This is a genomic window from Terriglobia bacterium (assembly GCA_032252755.1).
Lineage (GTDB): Bacteria > Acidobacteriota > Terriglobia > Terriglobales > Acidobacteriaceae > JAVUPY01.
Genome location: JAVUPY010000069.1, coordinates 1 through 19514 on the forward strand (window position 1 = coordinate 1; position 19514 = coordinate 19514).

The 19514-nt window shown below is 58.3% G+C and carries 15 protein-coding genes and 1 tRNA gene; 9 read left to right on the plus strand and 7 right to left on the minus strand.

What is annotated here, in order from left to right:
- The 3 genes from ROO76_17015 to ROO76_17025 all read right to left on the minus strand — a co-directional run bounded on the left by ROO76_17015 (position 1) and on the right by ROO76_17025 (position 3129).
- Positions 1-77, minus strand: a tRNA-Pro gene (locus ROO76_17015).
- A 162-nt stretch (positions 78-239) separates the two neighbouring features.
- Positions 240-512 carry an oxidative damage protection protein gene (locus tag ROO76_17020; protein MDT8069866.1) on the minus strand — a complete coding sequence of 91 codons (273 nt, stop codon included), beginning with the start codon at positions 510-512 and terminating at the stop codon, positions 240-242.
- A 112-nt stretch (positions 513-624) separates the two neighbouring features.
- Entirely contained in the window at positions 625-3129 is a 2505-nt protein-coding gene (locus tag ROO76_17025; GenBank protein ID MDT8069867.1) for a VacB/RNase II family 3'-5' exoribonuclease, read from the minus strand.
- A 412-nt stretch (positions 3130-3541) separates the two neighbouring features.
- Here ROO76_17025 and ROO76_17030 point away from each other — a divergent pair, with 412 nt between their 5' ends.
- The 6 genes from ROO76_17030 (at position 3542) to ROO76_17055 (ending at position 10845) form a co-directional block, all read left to right on the plus strand.
- The gene (locus ROO76_17030) at positions 3542-4060 is read left to right on the plus strand and encodes a polymer-forming cytoskeletal protein (GenBank protein MDT8069868.1); all 519 of its coding nucleotides are present in this window, start codon (positions 3542-3544) and stop codon (positions 4058-4060) included.
- A 107-nt stretch (positions 4061-4167) separates the two neighbouring features.
- Positions 4168-4377, plus strand: coding sequence for a hypothetical protein (locus ROO76_17035; protein ID MDT8069869.1), 210 nt, complete (start codon positions 4168-4170; stop codon positions 4375-4377).
- Positions 4378-4564: 187 nt separating this feature from the next.
- Positions 4565-6154 (plus strand): murein biosynthesis integral membrane protein MurJ, encoded by a 1590-nt coding sequence (gene murJ / locus ROO76_17040; GenBank protein MDT8069870.1) that lies wholly within the window; start codon positions 4565-4567, stop codon positions 6152-6154.
- Positions 6155-6216: 62 nt separating this feature from the next.
- On the plus strand, positions 6217-6762 hold the full coding sequence (locus tag ROO76_17045; GenBank protein ID MDT8069871.1) for an inorganic diphosphatase: 546 nt from the start codon (positions 6217-6219) through the stop codon (positions 6760-6762).
- A gap of 76 nt (positions 6763-6838) precedes the next feature.
- Complete coding sequence (locus ROO76_17050; protein ID MDT8069872.1) at positions 6839-9376, plus strand: TonB-dependent receptor; 2538 nt, start codon at positions 6839-6841, stop codon at positions 9374-9376.
- 17 nt (positions 9377-9393) lie between these two features.
- On the plus strand, positions 9394-10845 hold the full coding sequence (locus ROO76_17055; protein ID MDT8069873.1) for a glycoside hydrolase family 47 protein: 1452 nt from the start codon (positions 9394-9396) through the stop codon (positions 10843-10845).
- Here ROO76_17055 and ROO76_17060 read toward each other — a convergent pair.
- Positions 10808-12529, minus strand: coding sequence for a winged helix-turn-helix domain-containing protein (locus ROO76_17060; protein MDT8069874.1), 1722 nt, complete (start codon positions 12527-12529; stop codon positions 10808-10810). The two genes, ROO76_17055 and ROO76_17060, sit on opposite strands and share 38 nt — an antisense overlap.
- A gap of 204 nt (positions 12530-12733) precedes the next feature.
- On the opposite strand from ROO76_17060, the gene ROO76_17065 reads away from it, so the two are divergent.
- The gene (locus tag ROO76_17065) at positions 12734-13687 is read left to right on the plus strand and encodes a hypothetical protein (GenBank protein MDT8069875.1); all 954 of its coding nucleotides are present in this window, start codon (positions 12734-12736) and stop codon (positions 13685-13687) included.
- Positions 13688-13788: 101 nt separating this feature from the next.
- On the opposite strand, the gene ROO76_17070 is transcribed toward ROO76_17065, so the two are convergent.
- From ROO76_17070 to ROO76_17080, 3 genes are all read right to left on the minus strand, one after another.
- Entirely contained in the window at positions 13789-15009 is a 1221-nt protein-coding gene (locus ROO76_17070; GenBank protein MDT8069876.1) for an ABC transporter permease, read from the minus strand.
- A 9-nt stretch (positions 15010-15018) separates the two neighbouring features.
- Positions 15019-15798: an ABC transporter ATP-binding protein gene (locus ROO76_17075; GenBank protein ID MDT8069877.1), complete on the minus strand. Its 780-nt coding sequence runs from the start codon at positions 15796-15798 to the stop codon at positions 15019-15021.
- An 82-nt stretch (positions 15799-15880) separates the two neighbouring features.
- Complete coding sequence (locus ROO76_17080; GenBank protein ID MDT8069878.1) at positions 15881-17188, minus strand: efflux RND transporter periplasmic adaptor subunit; 1308 nt, start codon at positions 17186-17188, stop codon at positions 15881-15883.
- 230 nt (positions 17189-17418) lie between these two features.
- Here ROO76_17080 and ROO76_17085 point away from each other — a divergent pair, with 230 nt between their 5' ends.
- Positions 17419-18126, plus strand: coding sequence for a response regulator transcription factor (locus tag ROO76_17085; protein MDT8069879.1), 708 nt, complete (start codon positions 17419-17421; stop codon positions 18124-18126).
- Positions 18126-19466, plus strand: coding sequence for an ATP-binding protein (locus ROO76_17090; protein MDT8069880.1), 1341 nt, complete (start codon positions 18126-18128; stop codon positions 19464-19466). The genes ROO76_17085 and ROO76_17090 overlap by 1 nt, the downstream gene beginning before the upstream one ends.
- Positions 19467-19514: the final 48 nt, after the last annotated feature.

Below are 19514 nucleotides of genomic sequence, written 5' to 3' on the forward strand. Positions count from 1 at the left end.
TGGTCGGGACGGGCAGATTTGAACTGCCGACCCCTCGCACCCCAAGCGAGTGCTCTACCAGGCTGAGCCACGTCCCGACGATAATTGCCCGACGCTGGCGCGTCGGTGGGGTACTTCAATTCTACATGAAAGCGGTAGCCGGAAGCGAAACGATTGCGGAGAGCACCAACCCAGGTTCATGCGCAGAAGAAGTGCGTGAACCTGAAGAACCATGCGCCACGCCGTTCCAGCGCCCGGTGCTACTGTGACGGCGGGACGTACTCCTTCGGGGCTTCCGAGCCTTCGCCGAAGAAGTAGGCTTCCATCTGCTGGACGATAAAGTCCTGGTGGTCTTTTTTCCAGGGCTGCAGGCGGTACTCGTTGAGCAGCATCTTCATGTGATCGGTCCAGGCCAGCCACGCCTGTTTGCTGACGTTCTCGTAAATCTTCTGTCCCAGGGGTGAGTCGAAGGGCGGCTCGTCGAGGCCCTCCATCTCCTTGCCGAACTTTACGCATTTCACCATGTGTGCCATTTCTCGTATCTCCAAACATTTGATGATAACACCCGAAAACCGGCTCTCTGCAAGGGAAGGAGAGCCAGTCGTGGGCGTCAGACTTCTGCCCTACACATCAGTCGATGAATTCTTACTTTCTTCCACGACGGCTCTTTCGTCCGGCCGGGGGTTCTTCAAAAAGGGCAAACTGGATGCGCTTCTGCATGTCATCGACGCGGTCGAGGATTACATGAACCCGGTTACCCATGGCGAAGGTTCGACGAGTGCGCTGGCCGATAATCTGCCGGGTATTCTCGTGGAAGAGGTAGCGGTCGTCGGTCAGCGAGTTCAGCGGGATCAGCCCTTCAATGAAGAGTTCGTTCAGCTCGACGAACATGCCGAACTTGGTGATGCTGACGATCATGCCCTCGAAGTCCTCGCCGACACGGTCTTGCATGAACTTGACTTTCTTCCATTCGAGAAGCTCGCGCTCGGCTTCGTCCGAGCGGCGTTCGGTGAGACTCGACTCCCGGGCGATGTCGCGAAGAACGGTCTCGGGTATAGGACCACCGAGTGGAGGACGATCCTCGCGGTGCTCGCGCGTTTTCTTCGGACCGCGCTTCTCGGCTGCTTCCGTCCATGGCGACTTCAACTCCTTCTGCTCGGCGGTGAGTTCTCCTTCGCCGACTGGAACGTGACCGTCCATGCGCTCGGGGCTGTCGTCGAGGACTGACTTCAGGATACGGTGGACGATGAGGTCGGGATAGCGGCGGATCGGGGAGGTGAAATGCGTGTACGTACCGACAGCGAGCGCGAAGTGTCCCTCGTTCTCCTCGGAGTAGCGGGCCTGCTTGAGAGAACGCAGCATTAGATAGGAGAGAATGCGCTCCTCAGGTTTTCCGGCAATCTTCTCCGTGAGCTTCTGATACATGCGCGGCGTGACTGGAACGTCCTCGGGAACTTCGACGGTGCGTGCCTTCTGTCCTGTTCCGTAGCGGTCGCGGCGATCGGCCTTGGGCGTGAATCGCTGCACTCGCAGGGCTCCGACGCCCAGCGAGTATCCAAACGTCGCGGCGATGGTTTCGAAATCCAGCACGCGCTTGGGGTCGGGCTTCTCATGGATGCGATAAAGCGACGCGATCTGCTTTGTCTCGAGGTAGGACGCAACGCTCTCGTTGGCCGCCAACATGAACTCCTCGATCATGCGGTGAGCGATGTTCCGTTCGGAGCGCGTGACACCCTGCATCAGACCGTTCTCGTCGAACTCAATGACGGCCTCGGGAAGATCGAAATCGATCGAACCGCGCTTCTTGCGCTTGGCGTTCAAAAGCAGCGCGACTTCCTTCATCAATTCGAAGACGTCGACGATGCGGGCGTATTGCTCGCGTACGGCGCGGTCGCCTTCGAGGATGAGATTCACGTTGGTGTAGGTCATGCGCTCGACCGATCGGATCACGCCAGGAGCGACTTCGTAGCCGAGAATTTCCCCCGTGCGGTCTATCTCCATGAGGCAGGACATGACGAGGCGGTCAACTTTTGGGCGCAGAGAGCAGATGTCGGTCGAGAGTTCCATCGGCAGCATGGGTACGGCGCGGTCGGGGAAATAGACCGACGTGCCGCGCATGCGCGCCTCGCGGTCGATCGCTGAGCCGTCGGTCACATACTGCGCGACATCGGCGATGTGCACCTGGAGTTCGAAATTCCCATTGTGCAGACGACGCACGGTTACGGCGTCGTCGAAGTCGCGAGCGGTTTCACCGTCGATGGTGACGATGGGCAGTTTGCGGAAGTCCCAGCGCCGATGCAACTCGCGCGCCGGAATAACAGGCTCAAACGCCTGGGATTCCGAGAGAACGTCGGTCGGAAAGCGATGCGGGATATGGAATTTGCGAATGATGATTTCGACATCGACCCCGAAATCATCTTCGTAGCCGAGGATTTCGACTACGCGGCCCCGGGGATTCTGGGTGGCGGTGGGCCATTCCATAATCTCGACATCGACCACTACGCCTTCAAGGTCGTCGAATTGCTTGCGCTTCGCTTCACAGCCAAGTACACGATCAACGTTCGCTTTCGCGCGGCCCGAGCCGTGCAAAGCGTCTTGTTCGTCTTCTTCGCTCTCCGCCGGCCACTCCTTACCACGCGGAATGATAACGTCGACGGTAATCTTCTCGTCCATCGGCCGGACGTAGTTTTGGCGGTCGCCGTAATGGAAGGTGCCGACGACGGTTCCGTGGGCACGATCGATGATTTTGAGCACTCGGCCTTCGACCCGGCCCTCATCCTTGCGGCGGCCGAGTTCGACCAGCACCTTATCCCCGTGCATGGCCGGTCCGATCGCCACGGGTGGTATGTAGATGTCGCCGGCGATGGAGCGGCGGACCTCTTCGATATCTGGCGTTACGAATCCGTAGCCATCGCGGTGCATGTTCAGCCTGCCGACTACGATGTTCTGGTTGGCGGCGGCTTGAGCGAGGGTATAGCGGTCGCGCCCCGTTTCGAGCAGTTTGCCGCGACGCACCAATGAGTCGAGCATTTCTTGGAGTTCTCGGCGGTCGCTACCGCGGAGGCTCATTTCGCGGATGAGTTGCTTGTAACCGGCGCTTTGACGAGGCGACTTCTCGATTTGTTTCAGGACGCGGGATTCGGCGATCATTCTTGTCAGTTCTCGGTTCCCAGTTCCCAGTTTGAGTCCCCATGCAAGCAAAAGAGGCATGCATAGATCACCCAAAACGGATGAGTGCTATTCTTGCACCCGAACTGTACCTCTGTTCATGGCTGGCACCGATACCTTCGATGCTTTCAACCGTACTACTTCGGGCCTATAGTAGGCTAGGCGCGAACAAGAGACCCCTTTAGGGCATTCGTCGGATATAAGAATTGCCGCTGGCGCGACAAGATTACCGGGAAGAAGTGAAAGACTCCGAATGGGGAAAGCCGTTGCAAGTGGCGAACCTCACGCCAATCCAGCAATTCTGGTTTCAGAGCTTGAACGTCCGGTTTGGTAATGTACGTGCGGGTCTCGAACTGATCACCAACAACCATTCCCCTGAAAGGAATTTTTAGAAATGTGGAAGCCCTCCAACGCTCCTAATGCACCGTCCACACCCGAAAGGCCGCAGCCCTCGTCGCAGCCGACCCCGCAGCAGTCGACTCCGATTGAGCCGGTTCCAGTTTCGGCTCCCCGCAACGCTGCCCTGAACACCCAGGAGCAGGCGACGATCGGCAAGTCGCTGGTCATCAAGGGCGAGGTGACCGGTTCGGAGTCCCTTTACATTGATGGCCGTGTGGAAGGCTCGATCAACCTTTCCGGCAACCGGGTGACGGTTGGCCGCAATGGCGTCGTTTCGGCCAACATCAGCGCCCGTGAGATCGTCGTCCTCGGCAAGGTGCGCGGCAATCTGACCGCGACCGACCGCGTCGACATCCGCAATGAAGGATCGCTGACCGGCGACGTGGTTGCACAGCGCATCAGCATTGAAGACGGTGCCTTCTTCAAGGGCGGGATCGACATCCGCAAGCCCGGGCAGAAGGTCGAATCGATGCCGGACAGCAAGAGCGAAGAGAAGAGCGCGGCTCGCGCGTAGATTTCTACCGGGGTCGCGGCTCGCGGGCTGCGACCCTGTCGGTATAGCATTCCGGGCGAATCGGAGTAACATCCCCACTCGGAATACAGGAAGTTGGGGAAGCAATCATGTTTGAAAAGGTTCTACAGCTTCTCTCGATCCGATGCAGCCATCGGCGGCTTTCGCAGCCCTTCACCGCCGCCTCGGGCCAATCCATGGCTCGGGCCGCCGGTGACTGGGAGCCAGTAGCCGCCAGCGGCCCGGGGCATTATGTTGTTTGCCTGGAGTGCGGCAAGAAGTTCGGCTACGACTGGTCGGAGATGCGGGTCATCAAGTAACGTCCCATAGGCCGGGTGCCCCACATCGGGTGTTGATAGCCGATTTTGGGGCTCCACTTGGTCTTCATTCGTCACGGCGGAATTTCGTCGGAAGCCCTGGCACTTGCCGGGGCTTTTTTGTTGCAAAGTGGATGCCCCGGTTCGCAAACCTCTCACTTGCAGAACCTCCATTGCTATAGTGGAAACAATGGCAGCAACCACATTCACGCGGCTCAAGCAGACGGTTACTCAACGCGGTGCCGCGACTCTGGTTGCCTCGGGAATGCTTCTCAGCCGTATCGCAGGATTGATACGCGCACGCGTCTTCGCGCATTTTCTCGGCGCCTCCGTCGCTGCCGATGCCTTTTCGGCCGCGTTCCGGATACCCAACTTCCTGCAGAACCTTTTTGGTGAAGGCGTGCTCTCGGCGTCGTTCATACCCGTCTATGCACGGTTGAACGCCGAGAAAAGACACGATGAAGCCAGTCGCCTCGCCGAAGCTGTAGGCGCTTTACTCGCCGTAGTGACCGCCATCATCGTTGCGATGGGACTCCTGCTTGCGCCCGTTCTCGTGCACGTGATCGCCCCTGGCTTTCACGGCGAGAAGCGGGTCCTGACGGTCCAGCTCATCCGGATCCTATTCCCGGGTACTGGACTGCTCGTTTTCAGTGCCTGGTGCCTCGGAATACTGAACAGCCATCGCAGGTTCTTCTTGTCATACGCGGCCCCCGTTGTGTGGAACGCCGCCATGATCACAACCCTGCTCTGGAAAGGTCCTGGCGCCGCGCAGGACCACCTTGCGATAGACCTCGCCTGGGGTTCGGTGGTGGGCTCGGGCCTGCAGTTCGGGGTTCAGCTCCCGGTTGTATGGTCACTCTTGCGGCCAATCCAAAGCCTGGTTCGTTCCCGATCGTCGCACGTTCGCACCGTGGTCAAGAATTTCCTGCCAGTCTTCGTGAGTCGCGGAGTGGTCCAAATCAGCGCCTACGTGGATGCACTGCTCGCAAGTTTCCTCCCAACTGGAGCAGTCGCGGCCCTCTCTTACGCCCAAACTCTGAATCAGTTGCCTGTCAGCCTTTTCGGAATGGCGATCTCCGCCGCTGAACTGCCCGCAATGTCGAGCGCGCTGGGCACGGAGGAGGAGATAGCGGCGGCATTGCGCAGGAGAATCCTGCGCGGTCTCCAGCAGATCACATACTTCGTAGTACCATCCGCGGTTGCGTTCTTCGTTCTCGGCGATGTCGTCGTCGCCACGATCTACAAGTCAGGTATTTTCACGTCGCAGGACGTACGGTTTGTCTGGGCAGTTTTGGCAGGCGCGTCGGTAGGGCTGATCGCTACAACCTCGGGGCGCCTGTATTCGTCGGCGTTTTACGCTCTGCGCGATACTCGAACTCCGCTTCGGTTCGCCGTAATCCGCGTAACACTGACGTTGATCATGGGCTACATCTTTGCCCTGCCGATGCCGGTCTGGCTCGGCATCAATCGGCAGTGGGGAGTCGCCGGATTGACCTTTTCTGCCGGAATAGCCGGCTGGGTGGAGTTCATCCTTCTGCGCCGTTCACTTCATCAACGAATTGGCGCTGTCGAGTTTTCGTCTCTGTACCTTGCCAAGCTCTGGGCCGCGGCGATCATCGCGAGCGTTCCGGGATTGTTTCTCAACTGGCACCTTCCCATCCACTCGGCGGCAAAGCGCGGCATCATCATTCTCGCGGTTTATGGCGTGCTTTACCTCGCTATTGCCGCCCTGCTTGGGATCCAGGGAATGCTCGGACGCTTCCGCAATCGCGCTACATAGAGATGTGCGAAACTCCCCAGGTCACCTTGCACCTCGTACCTAGTACCTAGTACCTTCTTTTCATGATCCATCCATGGCACGACATCACCCCCGGCGAGCATCTTCCGTCCGAATTCAGTACAGTCATCGAGATCCCCTTCGGGTCGAGCGTGAAGTACGAACTGGACAAACAGAGCGGTCTGATTAAGCTGGACCGGGTGCTTTATTCCGCCGTCTACTACCCGGCGAACTACGGCTTCATTCCACAGACGCTCGCCGAAGACGAGGATCCGCTCGACGTTCTCGTCTTTTGCCAGGAACCAGTCGTCCCGCTGACGCTGATCCAGGCCCGGACCGTGGGGTTGATGACCATGCTCGACGCCGGGAAAAAGGACCACAAGATCATCGCCGTCGCGACCAAGGATCCGGAGTTCAATAGCTACAAAGAGATCGCCGAAATGCCCGAGCACCGGCTGCTGATGCTGCGTCGCTTCTTCCAGGACTACAAGCTGCTGGAGGGCAAAAAGGTCGAGGTCGACGAAATCCAACCAGCCAAGGACGCTTTCCCGGTGATTGAGGATTCGCTCCATCGCTATTCGCAGCAACGGCGGAAGGGGTTCGGGAAGTAGCGGGTCTAGCTTTCGCCATCGGCGGCCGAAACAGCACAGAACAGGCAAAATTACGTATTGATAGCTGGGAGGACTCTTGCGACTATGCTTCTGCATGGCCGGAAGGCATTTCATCCCTTACGCCCACCTCTGCTTTACCATATTGCTGGCTTTCGTCCCCGCATTTGCAGCGAAGACCGCGAGCGTTGCAGGTGTCATCCACACGGTAGGCACCGATAATGTCCAAACGCTTTGGCCCGGCGCACGCCTATCGCTGAAGAATTTGAGCACCAACACGGAAATCTCGACAGTTTCAGACAACCTGGGCGCCTATGCCTTCACCGGACTTCTAGCCGGTGACTATGAGGTCACGGTCACACTTGCTGGATTCAGCCCTGCCACCCGACGCGTAACGCTGAGCGAAGGAGACAAGAAGCAACTCGACTTTCAGCTGGTGGTGGCGCCGCAAAGGCAATCAATCACCGTCATCGGCAATCCGGCGACGGTAGATGTCACCTCCACCAGCACCGCTGCACCCGCGATCACTTCTCAGACCTTACGATCGGTCGTCCGCATGAATCAAGATTTCCAAGATGCCCTTCCGCTTATTCCCGGCGTAGTCCGCGGACCGGACGGGGGAATACGCATCAAGGGTGGACGCACCAACCAGGCAAACACCCTGGTAAACAGCGCCAGTGTCGCTGATCCTTTCACGGGACAACCGGCTCTCCGTCTGCCCGCTATCGCAGTACAGTCCATTGAAGTCCTCTCTAATCCTTTTTCAGCTGAGTACGGACGCTTCGGCAGTGGTGTGGTGAAGATTGCCACGCGTGGGGGCATCGACAGGTGGAAGTGGCTGTTTGAAGATCCGATCCCGAGATTTCGGTGGATCGATGGCAGCACCCACGGCATCGAAAGCGCATCCCCGCACGTCACCTTTGCCGGGCCGATAAAACGCAGCCGCCTTTACCTATTCCAATCGGTCTATTACGGATATGACGCACTGCGAGTTTGGTCGTTACCCAACCCAGACAATGTCCGCGTGCAGGAATTAGTGAACACATTTACGCAGGTGGACTGGAATAACACTCCCAGTCAGCATCTCGCCTTTCTCCTCACCGTCGATCCACAGGAGACCAAGTTCGCTAATATTGACACCTTCAACCCACAACCGGTAACCGAGAATTATCGCCAGCGCAGCTTTTTCACCTCGGCCACTCACCGATGGATTCTTCCGCAGGGCGGATTTCTCGAGTCACTCTTCTCTGCCAAGCGGTTGGATTCACGTCTGGTCCCCGCCGACCTTTCCGCCGAGGTCATGACGCTATTTCCAGACCAGAACTCCGGGAAATTCTTCGCGAGTCAGGATCGCCGAACGCGACTTTATCAGTGGTCTCAGACGTTTCATCTCTGGCCCATCCAATCGGCCGGTCGCCACATGCTCGCTGCCGGTTATTCCTATGCGCGATCGACCTTCGACGGAGAAATCAGCAACACGCCAGTTCGAGCACTTCGCGGCGACGGTACTTTGAGCAGCAGCATTGCCTTCGACCAGGCAAGACCGACCTCGCGTGCCAAGAATGACTTGGCCATCTTCGTTCAAGACACCTGGCAAATACGACAGCGCCTGTCGGTCGATCTGGGAGTGCGTATCGATCGCGACAGTTTGTCCGCCGAGCCTCTTAATGTTGCACCGCGTTTCGGATTTGTAGTGGCGCCCACCGCAGACGGTCGTACTGCGATACGCGGAGGATTCGGCGTTTTTTTCGACAAGATTCCCCTCAACGTCGCGAACTTCCTGCATTTTCCGGCGCGCATGATAACGGCATATTCCCTCGACGGTACCACCCCAGTCGGCGCCCCAATTTACTTCCCGCATGCTATCGCAACCCGTGACGGACTGGTGCGCGTTCCGTATCAACTGGGCTGGACGCTCCAATTCGATCGGGAACTTCGGAGTGGAATGCTGATGCGTTTGGGATACGAGCAACGTGAAGGGTATCGGGACTTCTACCTCGACCCGGTTCAATCCCAAGGCTCATCTCAGCTCGATCTCCACAACAATGGTCGCCAGAAATATCGTGAGTTCTTAGCCATGGTTCGCTGGGAACCTAACCAGGGATTTGTGCTCTACGCAAGCTACGTACGCTCACTCGCCAAAGGCGAGCTCAACGATTATGGACAGTTCTTTGGCAACTTTCCCGCCCCGCTGATTCGTGGCAACCAGTTCGGACCGCTCTCATCGGATGCGCCTGATCGCTTGCTTTGCTGGGGCGTCGTGCCCATATCTAAACGCATCATTCGGCTACCGGAAAAGGTCGAATTTGTTCCCGTGCTCGATCTGCACACAGGATTCCCTTATTCGCAGCTCGACGAGAACTGGAATTATGTTGGCAGGCGCAACGAAACCGGACGGCGCCCTACCTTCGTTGGTCTCGATACCAAGTTTCAATATCCCATAAAGTTCACCTGGCACAAACGCCGGATTCGGTTTCGCGCCGCGCTCACAATTAACAACGTCCTGAACCACTTTAATCCGCGCGACGTCCAGCAGTATGGCCCTTCGCCAGCCTTTGGCCATTTCTACAACTCCGTTGGCCGGCAATTCCGGATTGATGGCGATTTCGATTTCTAGAAAGGACGAACCGGCGATTGATCGAGAAGGGACGACTGGCCGCTGGCGCCGTCATCGTGTACATTTCCCGCATGCGACGATTTGCGCTCATTGCCCTTCTTGCCCTGACCCCGACGCTACTTCCCGCCCAAAACACCTGGACTGATGCCCGCAAGCAGGAGATGGCCAATCGCGTTCGCCAGGAATTCCTCCACGCGTGGAATGGATACAAGACGTACGCGTGGGGACACGATGAGTTGCGGCCGATCTCGCGGACTCCGAAGGACTGGTACGGTCCTTCCCTGCTCATGACGCCTGTCGATGCGCTCGACACGATGACGCTGATGGGTCTCAACGACGAAGCGGCGACGACGCGCGACTACATCGCCGAACATCTCAATTTTAACCGGGACATTTACGTCAAGAATTTCGAGATCACGATTCGCCTGCTCGGGGGACTGCTCAGTAATTACCAACTCAGCGGAGACAAGCGCCTGCTGGTACTCGCACAAGATCTCGGTAATCGCCTGCTGCCGGCGTTCAACTCGCCGACGGGAATGCCATACGTTTTCGTGAACCTGAAGACGGGTGCGACGAAGGGAGCCGTCAGCAATCCAGCCGAAGTCGGAACGCTGCTGCTGGAGTTCGGCACTCTGAGCAAGCTGACCGGCAATCCTGTGTATTACGACAAGACGAAGCGGGCCGTGGTTGCGGTTTACGACCGACGTTCGCCGATTGGGTTGGTCGGCACCTCTATCAATGTCGAGACCGGCCAATGGGTAGACACAGCCAGCCATATCAGCGGCATGATCGATTCATACTACGAGTACCTCTTGAAGGCCTCCATCTTGTTCGATGACCAGGATTGCGCGCGCATGTGGAAGGAAAGCATTGCGGCGGTCAACAGGTATGTGGCCGACGACGTGCGCGGGGAACTCTGGTACGGACAAGTGGACATGAATACCGGCAAGCGCGTCTCAACTCACTATGGTGCGCTCGATGCGTTCTTCCCGGCGGTGCTGGCACTGAGCGGCGACCTGGATCGCGCGAAGCGGTTGCAGGATTCGAGTTACAAGATGTGGAGCGTCGCTGGCGTCGAACCCGAAGAGATTGACTACACCACGATGAAGATCACCGATCCGGCTTATCCGCTGCGACCGGAGATCATCGAGTCCACGTACTACCTCTACTTCTTTACCGGCGATTCGAAGTATCTCGACATGGGCCAGACCTATTTCGACGCGCTGCAAAAGTACTGCCGGACCGGCGATGCGTATGCGAGCTTAAAGAACGTGGAGACGAAGGAAAAGGCGAATTCGATGGAGAGCTTCTTCTTCGCGGAAACGCTGAAGTATTTCTATCTTCTTTACGCGCCGCGCAGCACGTTTGATCTGAAGACGTCTGTGTTCAATACGGAAGCGCATCCGCTGAAGTTAACAGTGAAGGCGTCACTCAGTCGGGAAATTTCATCCTTCGGATCAGTTCCTTAAAGCGAGGGTGGTCGTGCAGCGGTCGCCAAATGGGGAAGGAGCGCAGATAAATGACCTCGGACTCGCGTATCTCGCATGCTTGTTCAAGATAATCCAGAGCTCGATCAAGATCGCCCCGCTGAACATGCGCTCCAGCAGAGATCATTGGGGAGATAACTCGGGTCTTCCCCAACTCCTGAAGTTCCAGGAAAATCTTCTCCGCATCGGCCGTCCGTCCGGCGCAAAAGTAGGCGTAGCTCATGAAGGCTTTGGGAAGTGGGTCGTCGGAAAGCCGGACGGCCTTTTCAGCGGCAGCAATGGCTTCGCTAAAATAGCCAAGTTCGGCGAGCGCAACTACGAGGAAGATGTAGGGCCGATAGTAATTTGGCTCCAAACGAACCGACGCCAACAACTGGTCCACCGCTTCCGCAGGCCGCCCCGCCAATAAGAGTGTGAGAGCGAGGGCACTCTGTAAGTACAGGGACAATGGGTCCAGCTTGCATGCTTGCCGAGCGGCGGCGACAGCTTCTTCATGCCGGTTGAGCGCCCCATATAGTTCGCCGAGTACGCCATATCCAATCGCATGACTCGGGTCTAGTGCCACCGCTCGCTTCATCGACTGTTCTGCGCCCGCCCAATCCCAGTCGTAGTGCATCCGAATCCAGCCAAGCTGATGGTGACCCTGCGGAAGTGCGGGATCAAGTTCCAGTTCGCGCTGCACGGCCCAACGTGCGGTCTGGATTACCTCGGGAGTCATACCGGACACAGTCGCCATGATTGCTACGGCGTCCGCCAAGCCCGCATATGCCAGCGCATATTCCGGGTCGATGGCTAGGGCTTGCTGCATGTACGCGAGGCTTGTACGAAGACCGTCTTCCGATAATCGGAAGAAGCAGTGGCGACCCTTGAGATATAGTTCGTGCGCCACGGGATTCACTGGGCGGGGACGGCTCAAGCGCCGGTGCTCTTCCGGCGTGAGCGTCACTTCGATCTCGTCCGCGATCGTACGCGCCATCTCGTCCTGCATTTCGAGAACGTCGCGCAGATCGCTATCATAGTTTCTGGCCCAGAGATGCTGGTCTCTGGCCGCATCGATCAACTGTGCGGAGATGCGCACGTGATCACCGTTGCGAATCACAGATCCTTCCACCAGGGCCTGTACCGCGAGTTCGGCGCCAATCTGTGCGACCGGCTTGCTGGTGGCCTTGTACTGCATGGCCGAAGTCCGGGAGATCACCCGCAGGGCTCCGATCTGGGCCACTGCCGAAATCAGCGCTTCTGTCATGCCGTCGGCGAAATATTCTTGCTGCGGATCACCGGAAAGATTCACCAATGGCATAACTGCGATTGAACGGATCGGTGAGGCAACCGGATGCACTTTCGCGGTCAGGCGGTAACCACTGCCACGGTATGTCTGAATGAAATCGTCGTTTCCGAATGCCTGGCGCAACTGCCGGATGGCTCGCGTTAACACGTGTTCGGTCACAAACGTGTCCGGCCATACATTGCGCATCAGCTCATCTTTAGATACGACGCCACCAGCGTGCTCCGCCAGGCACACCAGTACCAGCATGGGTTTGTGCTCGAGATGGCTTGAATTCCCGTTTTTCGACACGGCGCCCAATCTCGGTTGAATCAGCCATTCGCCCACGAAGAATTCCTCGCCGGTCCGATCATCGGCTAGAGATTGAGCTGCTTTTACCATTCGTAATCAAGCATTTACGGGCGTTCCAGACGCTTGATGATACTCCGGATGAATACCCTGCGAAAGTGAATTATGGTCCAAACATCAGCCAAACGTCAGGTTAGAGTCAGGATTTATCTCAACGCATGGTCTAAGAATGTTGCTGTACCTGCGGCGTGCGCTCCAAGTGCATCGCCGCAAAACAATTCCGTCATGGAGGCGGTCATGAAAACGAAGACAGGCACACTGATTGCGACCGCAGTAATCATGCTGGTAGTCGCCCTTCCGGTCATATCACAAGAATGCTCGATCCAGACGATTACCGGAACCTATGTTTTCCGCTACACTGGCCAGAGCTTCATTGGCGGCCCACCGTACGCCATCGATGTCGTAGCGAACCCCGCTGCCGGAGTGCTGCCGCTGCATGCGCCCGGAGCGTACCTTTCTGGCAGCGAACTGGGGATTTTGACCGTCAACCCCGATTCGAGTATCACCGCTCGGGTTTGGTTGCACATGGGAAAGTTCCACACCGACCCATCGATAACGACCCTTCCGGCTCAAGTAACCTCGGTTGAAATTGAGCATGGTATCGACGGACAAGCGCTAGGCTGTATTGCGACCCTCGCGTTACCACCCGATCTTGTCGGGGGCCCGGCGACAGTTGATAAATTCGTCGTGTTGGACAACGGGAATGAGATCCGAGGTGTACATGCGACAGACGGCTACCCAGTCACCACCTCGATCGCAGTCGGCAAGCGGATAACCCGGGCGCTGGATGCCGCACCACGCTGCGGAACAAACACCATGAAGGGGTCATATGTGGCCACGTGCCCTGGCCTCCTCTACAACTCGGATGGAACAACAATGAGCATCGCGTCCATGCTCGATCTGAAATCGCTACCCGAGGGTCTACTGAGCGGCATGCTCTTCAACCGCGTCGAGAACCATGCCACAGAAAGCCCGGTGCATGGCCTCCTGGCCATGAATCCGGACTGTAGCGGCGAAGGCTATCTTTATGGACTGCTGCCAGGTTCCGGGGCTAAGGCTCTATTCGTTCTGTTTGCCTACGACCAGGGAAAGGGCGCATTCCTCTTACCGACTGAACTGGAACTGCCGAACGGAATGCGGCTGCCGTATCCGTCAACGCAGTCGTGCGTCGTCGAACGGACTGCCCCGTAACGATGGTGCGGCTCGCCGAAGATGATCTTTTCGGATCTCCCTCAAAGAAAAACCCCACCGCGTCTCGGGAGACCGCGATGGGGTTTCTTTTGCACGGGAGCTTATTCGAAGCGCAAGGCCTCGATCGGGTCGAGTCGGGCAGCGCGCTTTGCCGGATAGTATCCGAAGAAGATTCCTACCAGCGTTGAGAACAGCATTGCGCCGGCGATCGCCACGCCCGAAATGCTGACCGGCCACTTCAGTGTATGCGTGATCAGCAGCGCCATTCCGATTCCGGAGAACACGCCCACCACGCCGCCGAGAAGGCTAAGCACGACTGCCTCGATGAGGAATTGTTTCTGGACATCCTTCTCTTCGGCGCCGATGGCCATGCGTATGCCGATTTCACGCGTACGCTCAGTGACGGAAACCAGCATGATGTTCATGATGCCGATGCCGCCTACGATCAGCGAGACACCCGCGATCGAGGCCAGCAGCAGCGTCATCAAGCTCGACTGCTGGTCGGCAAAGCTGGCGAGATCAGCCAGGTTGCGGACGTTGAAATCATTCTCTTCCCCCGAGTGAATGCGGTGCCGGTCCCGCAGCAGCGCCGTGATCTGGTCCTGCACCACGTTGCTCATGTCCTGCGAGGTGGCAGAGACCATGATCGACCGCAGCCAATCCTGGCCCGTAATCTTCTTCTGCAAGGTTGTGATTGGGACGAAAACTGCATCGTCCTGGTCGCCGCCCATTCCGGACGATCCCTTGGCGTCGAGAACTCCGACTACCGTGAACGGCAGGTTGGAGATGCGCATCGTTTGCCCGATCGGGTTCTGTCCGTCCGGGAAAAGGTTCCTCTTCACTGTCTGGCCGATCACTACGACGTTGCTGGCGCTCTCGACGTCACCGTTTTGGAAGCTCGAGCCTTCAGCCATGGGCCAGTTGCGAATGTCGAAATACTGCGGCTCGGTACCCGTCACCTGGGTCGCCCAGTTGTTGTCTTCAAAAACCACCTGGGCACTGGTTCCATTCACCGGAGCCGCAGCGGCTACACCCGGGACCTCGCGAAGAATCGCCTGCATGTCGGCGGTGACGAGAGTCTTCGTCTGTCCGGCGCCGGTATGCATTCCACCGCGGTTGACGCCGCCGCTATTGACGGCGAGCAGGTTGGAGCCCATGGCGGCGATCTGTTGCTGCGTCACCTCCGACGCGCCACGGCCGATGCCTACCATGGCGATGACCGCCGCCACTCCAATGATGATGCCCAGCATCGTCAAACTTGAACGCAGCTTGTTGCGCGACAACGCACGAATCGCAACTCGTAATATCGACAGGAAATCCATAACTCCCCCTTACGCTACCGCGGGCAACTGCTGCAGGATCTCGGCCGCCCGGTTGCGGCTGTCCACGAGGAAGTCCTTCTGGATCTGTCCATCGCGGAAAACAATGTTTCGTTTCGCGAACTGTGCGATGTCCGGCTCGTGGGTCACCAGCACGATAGTCAGCCCGGAATCGTTCAGCCGCTGGAAGATGTCCATGATCTCAACCGAGGTGCGGCTGTCCAGGTTGCCGGTCGGCTCGTCGGCGAGCAGGATCGAGGGCTGGTTGACCAGTGCCCTCGCGATCGCCACGCGCTGCTGCTGTCCGCCGGAGAGCTGCGAGGGATAGTGTTCCGAGCGATCCCCGAGCCCGACCATGTTTAGCGCGTTCACCGCGCGCTGGAAGCGCTCTTCCTTGCCGATCCGCGCATAGAGCGTTGGCAACTCGACGTTCTCCAGCGCCGTAGTACGCGAGAGCAGATTGAAACCCTGGAAGACGAAACCGATGCGGCGGTTGCGAATCTTCGCCAACTCGCTCTTGGTCATCTGCGCGACGTCCGTGCCTTCGAGGAGGTAGCGCCCAGAAGTCGGGCGGTCGAGGCAGCCGAGCATGTTCATGAACGTCGACTTTCCGCTACCGCTGGCGCCCATGATCGCCACGAACTCGCCGCGCCTGATTTCCATGCTCACTCCGCGCAGGGCCGCTACCTTGGTCTCGCCCAGGTCGTAGATGCGCTGTACGTCCTCCACTCGAATCACCGCCTGGCCGTTTTGTTTCGTCGTCATTGCTTCGTGTTCCAGAGTCGCTTCCATAACTGCCTCCCGCATTCCCTGCTCCCCCAGCGCTCCCGGCCGAGGCGGCCGGGGCTACTGAAACTACCTCGTGCTCATCCGCTTACCGTCCCGGCGGCCTGCGTCCGGCCGGAGCTAATGGACTGCTCGAACTCTTGAAGCTGCTGCCTGAGGTGAGCTTCCCGGTCACAAGTTGGTCGCCCGGCTGCAAGCTGCCTTTCAGCACTTGCGCGATCTCAGTATTGGTGTGATCGGTGATTCCGGTCTTCACAACCACCGGCTCCAGCAAGTTGTTTTGGCCAAGCTTCCACAGCGTCGCGACGCTTGAATTCCCGTTCGACTGCTGCGAGCCTTTACCGCGTCCCGTTGCGCCGATCTTCTGGAATGCCGCCCGGATTTCCGTCGAGCTCATGTCCGGCTTATACCGAAGCGCGGCATCTGGAGCTTCCAGTACGTTGTTCGCTGTAGCCACAGGGATCGTCACGTAGGCGGTCATACCTGGGAACAATTTCATCTCAGGGTTATCGAAGTTCACGACCGTGTTGTAGGTGACCACGTTCTGCACTGTAGTGGCGTTCATGCGAACTTCTGCCACGACACCCGTAAAGGTCTGCTTCGGGAACGCGTCCACACGGAACTGGACCTTCTGGCCCGGTTTGATCATACCCACGTCGGATTCGTCGGTGTTGGTGTACACCTGCATCTTGGTCAGGTCCTGCGCGATGGTGAACAGCGTAGGGGCCTGCAAGGATGCGGCAACCGTCTGTCCGACGTCGACGCTACGCGCAATCACGGTTCCGTCGATGGGGGCGCGAATGATGCAGTTGTTTACGTTCGTCTGCGCGACCGTTACGGCCGCAGCTTTCTGCCTCTGTTGCGCTAGTGCCTGCTCAAGGGCAGCCTTGGCGGCATCGACAGCAGCGATATTGGAATCGTTGGTCGCCTTGGCAGCATCGAGTTGCTGCTGCGCAACTACGCCGGCATTCGCGAGCCCGACGTTTCGTTGATAATCCTGCGCGCTCTGCACGGCGGCGGCTTGTGCTTTAGCGACATTGGCTTTGGCGGCGCTGACGTTCGCAACTGCATTCGCCAGGTCAGCCTGCGCCTGCACCAACTGCCCTTCGAAAATCGAGGGATCGATCTTGGCGATGACTTGGCCCTTCTTTACCTTGTCATTGAAATCGGCGCCGATCGCGGAGATCGTGCCTGACACCTGTGAGCCAACCTGCACGGTAGTGACGGCGTTGATAGTTCCCGTCGCCTGTACCTCGTCGCTTAAATTGCCCTGAAAGGCCTTGACGGTGGTGTACTGCGCCGGCTTGGGTCTCGTGACCACGAAGGCGGCCAGAACCGCTACGCCTAGCACCACACCCAGCAACCAGAACCAGCGCTTCGATATGAGTTTCATCATGGTATTTCTCCCGCTCCACTTCATTAGACCCGGCCGGGAGTCCTGTGGCGGTTAAGTCTGGTATCGCTACGTTACGATTTGTAAAGGCTGGAACTGATTGCAGGTCCATGGGTTAGGATTAGCAAGGACACTGAACCAGGGCGCCAAGGTACAAGGTCTGAAGCGCAAGCACGTCCGTGGGTTTAATTCGTTTCCTATACCTTGGACCTGGTTCCCTGCACCTTTCTCCGATGATCAAAATCCTGATGATCGATGACGATATCGAGTTCGTGCAGATGATGCGCGAGTATCTCGAACCGGAAGGCTTCGCCGTCGCTTCAGCCCACAACTACGACTCCGGCCTGAAAGCCGCGCGGGAGCAGCGTGTCGCGCTGATCGTACTCGACGTCATGCTACCCGGAGGCTCCGGCTTCGACCTCCTGCGAACATTGCGCAAAGAGTCGAAAGTCCCGGTTCTGCTGCTCACCGGACGAGGAGAAGCGGTGGACCGGATTGTTGGCCTTGAGATCGGGGCCGACGATTACTTGCCCAAGCCGGCTGACCCGCGCGAACTGGCAGCACGCATTCGCGCCATACTGCGAAGGACCGAACGTGACGGTTCCGCCGAGCAGAAGGACGATTGGATTCGCATCGGGGAGGTTTCCTTATCATCGCGACGCCGCGAGATCCTTTGCAACAACGAAGCGGTGGATGCCACCGCGTTCGAGTTCAACATCCTGGAACACCTGATGAAGAACGTCGGCAAGATCGTGCCGCGCGAGGAACTCGCGGAAGCCGCGCTGGGTCGCAAGCTTGGAATGCTCGACCGCAGCATAGACGTTCACCTCAGCCGACTGCGCAAGAAGCTCTCGAGCTGCGGGGCAAGCGAACACATCAAGTCGATCCGCGGTTCCGGATACATCTTTGCCGGAATTCGCAGTGACGGAGAACATGATTGATGCGCAGCCTCTTCTGGAAATTCTTCCTATGGTTCTGGCTGGCACAACTGATCGTGCTTGCGCTGGCGATTCTGATCGCGAACTTCGGCTTTGGTAAAGATCAGATTCGCAATGTGGACGAACTGCGTACGCACGTTGCCGACGTCGCGTCCGATGCTGTGCAGGCGTACGAGTCCAACGGCGGGCCTGCGCTCAACCGGTTCCTCTATTCTCAGTTCGAGGTCACCGGCGCACGCTTCTGGCTTTTCGATTCGCAAGCCAACGAGCTTTCCGGCAATCCATACACTGCCGGGGTCGCCAACGCTGTGAAGGGTATTGAGGGGCCGCCGCCGCCGAACGCCGTAGTAACGATTCCGATCAGTGGCGAACGCGGCAACTACATCTTCGCCGGCCAATTACGCCCACGACGCGCAGGGCCGCCGCCGCATGTAATCTTCCGGCAACTCGCGCTCGGCTTCCTGGTTTCCGGTGTGATCTGCTTTTTCCTCGCTCACTCGCTTACCCGCCCAATTGTCCAACTGCGAGGTGCAGCCCAGGAACTGGCAGTCGGGAATCTCGGCGCTCGGGTCGGCGGTAAAGTTGTAAAAAGGCCTGATGAAATCGGAGAACTCGGCCGCGACTTCGACCGCATGGCCGGACAGATCGAAGGTCTCGTCGGAAGCCAGAAGCAATTGCTGCGCGACATCTCCCACGACCTGCGATCACCGCTGCAAAGGATTCGCATGGCACTGGAACTGGCGCGCCGTGGAGACGCGTCGTTGCAGGGACAGCTTGACCGGATCGAGCGGGAAACCGTTCGCATCAACTCGTTCATCGAGCAGTTGCTCACCCTGGCACGCCTCGAGAGCACCGAGGCGACCCCTGCGATGGAGCCCGTCTCCCTCAACGAAATCGTCGAACTGGTCGTGGCGGACGCAAAGCTCGAGGCCGAGAAGATTGGCTGTACCCTCTCGACAACTGCGCTCGCACAGTACACCGTCAACGGAAATCCGGAGATCCTGCACAGCGCAATTGAAAACGTGCTGCGAAACGCTATTTATCACGGCGGCGCCGGCAAACTGGTCGAGATCGGCCTGCACGGCGAGGGCACCGACGCCGTAGTAGCCATCCGCGATCACGGCCAGGGCGTGCCGGAAGACATGGTCGCCCGTCTCTTCGAGCCGTTCTTCCGGGTGGATTCAGCGCGCAGTCTGACCACGGGAGGTTCCGGACTGGGACTCGCGATCGCCTCCCGTGCGGTGGCGCTCCACGGTGGCACAATCTCGGCTCATAACGCGTCGCCGAGCGGACTTGCGGTGACGATCAAACTACCGCTGGCGCGGGCGACGGCGGCGGCCTAGCAAGCTTTGAACATAAAGAAGCCCGGCTCAGTGTTAAGCCGGGCTTAC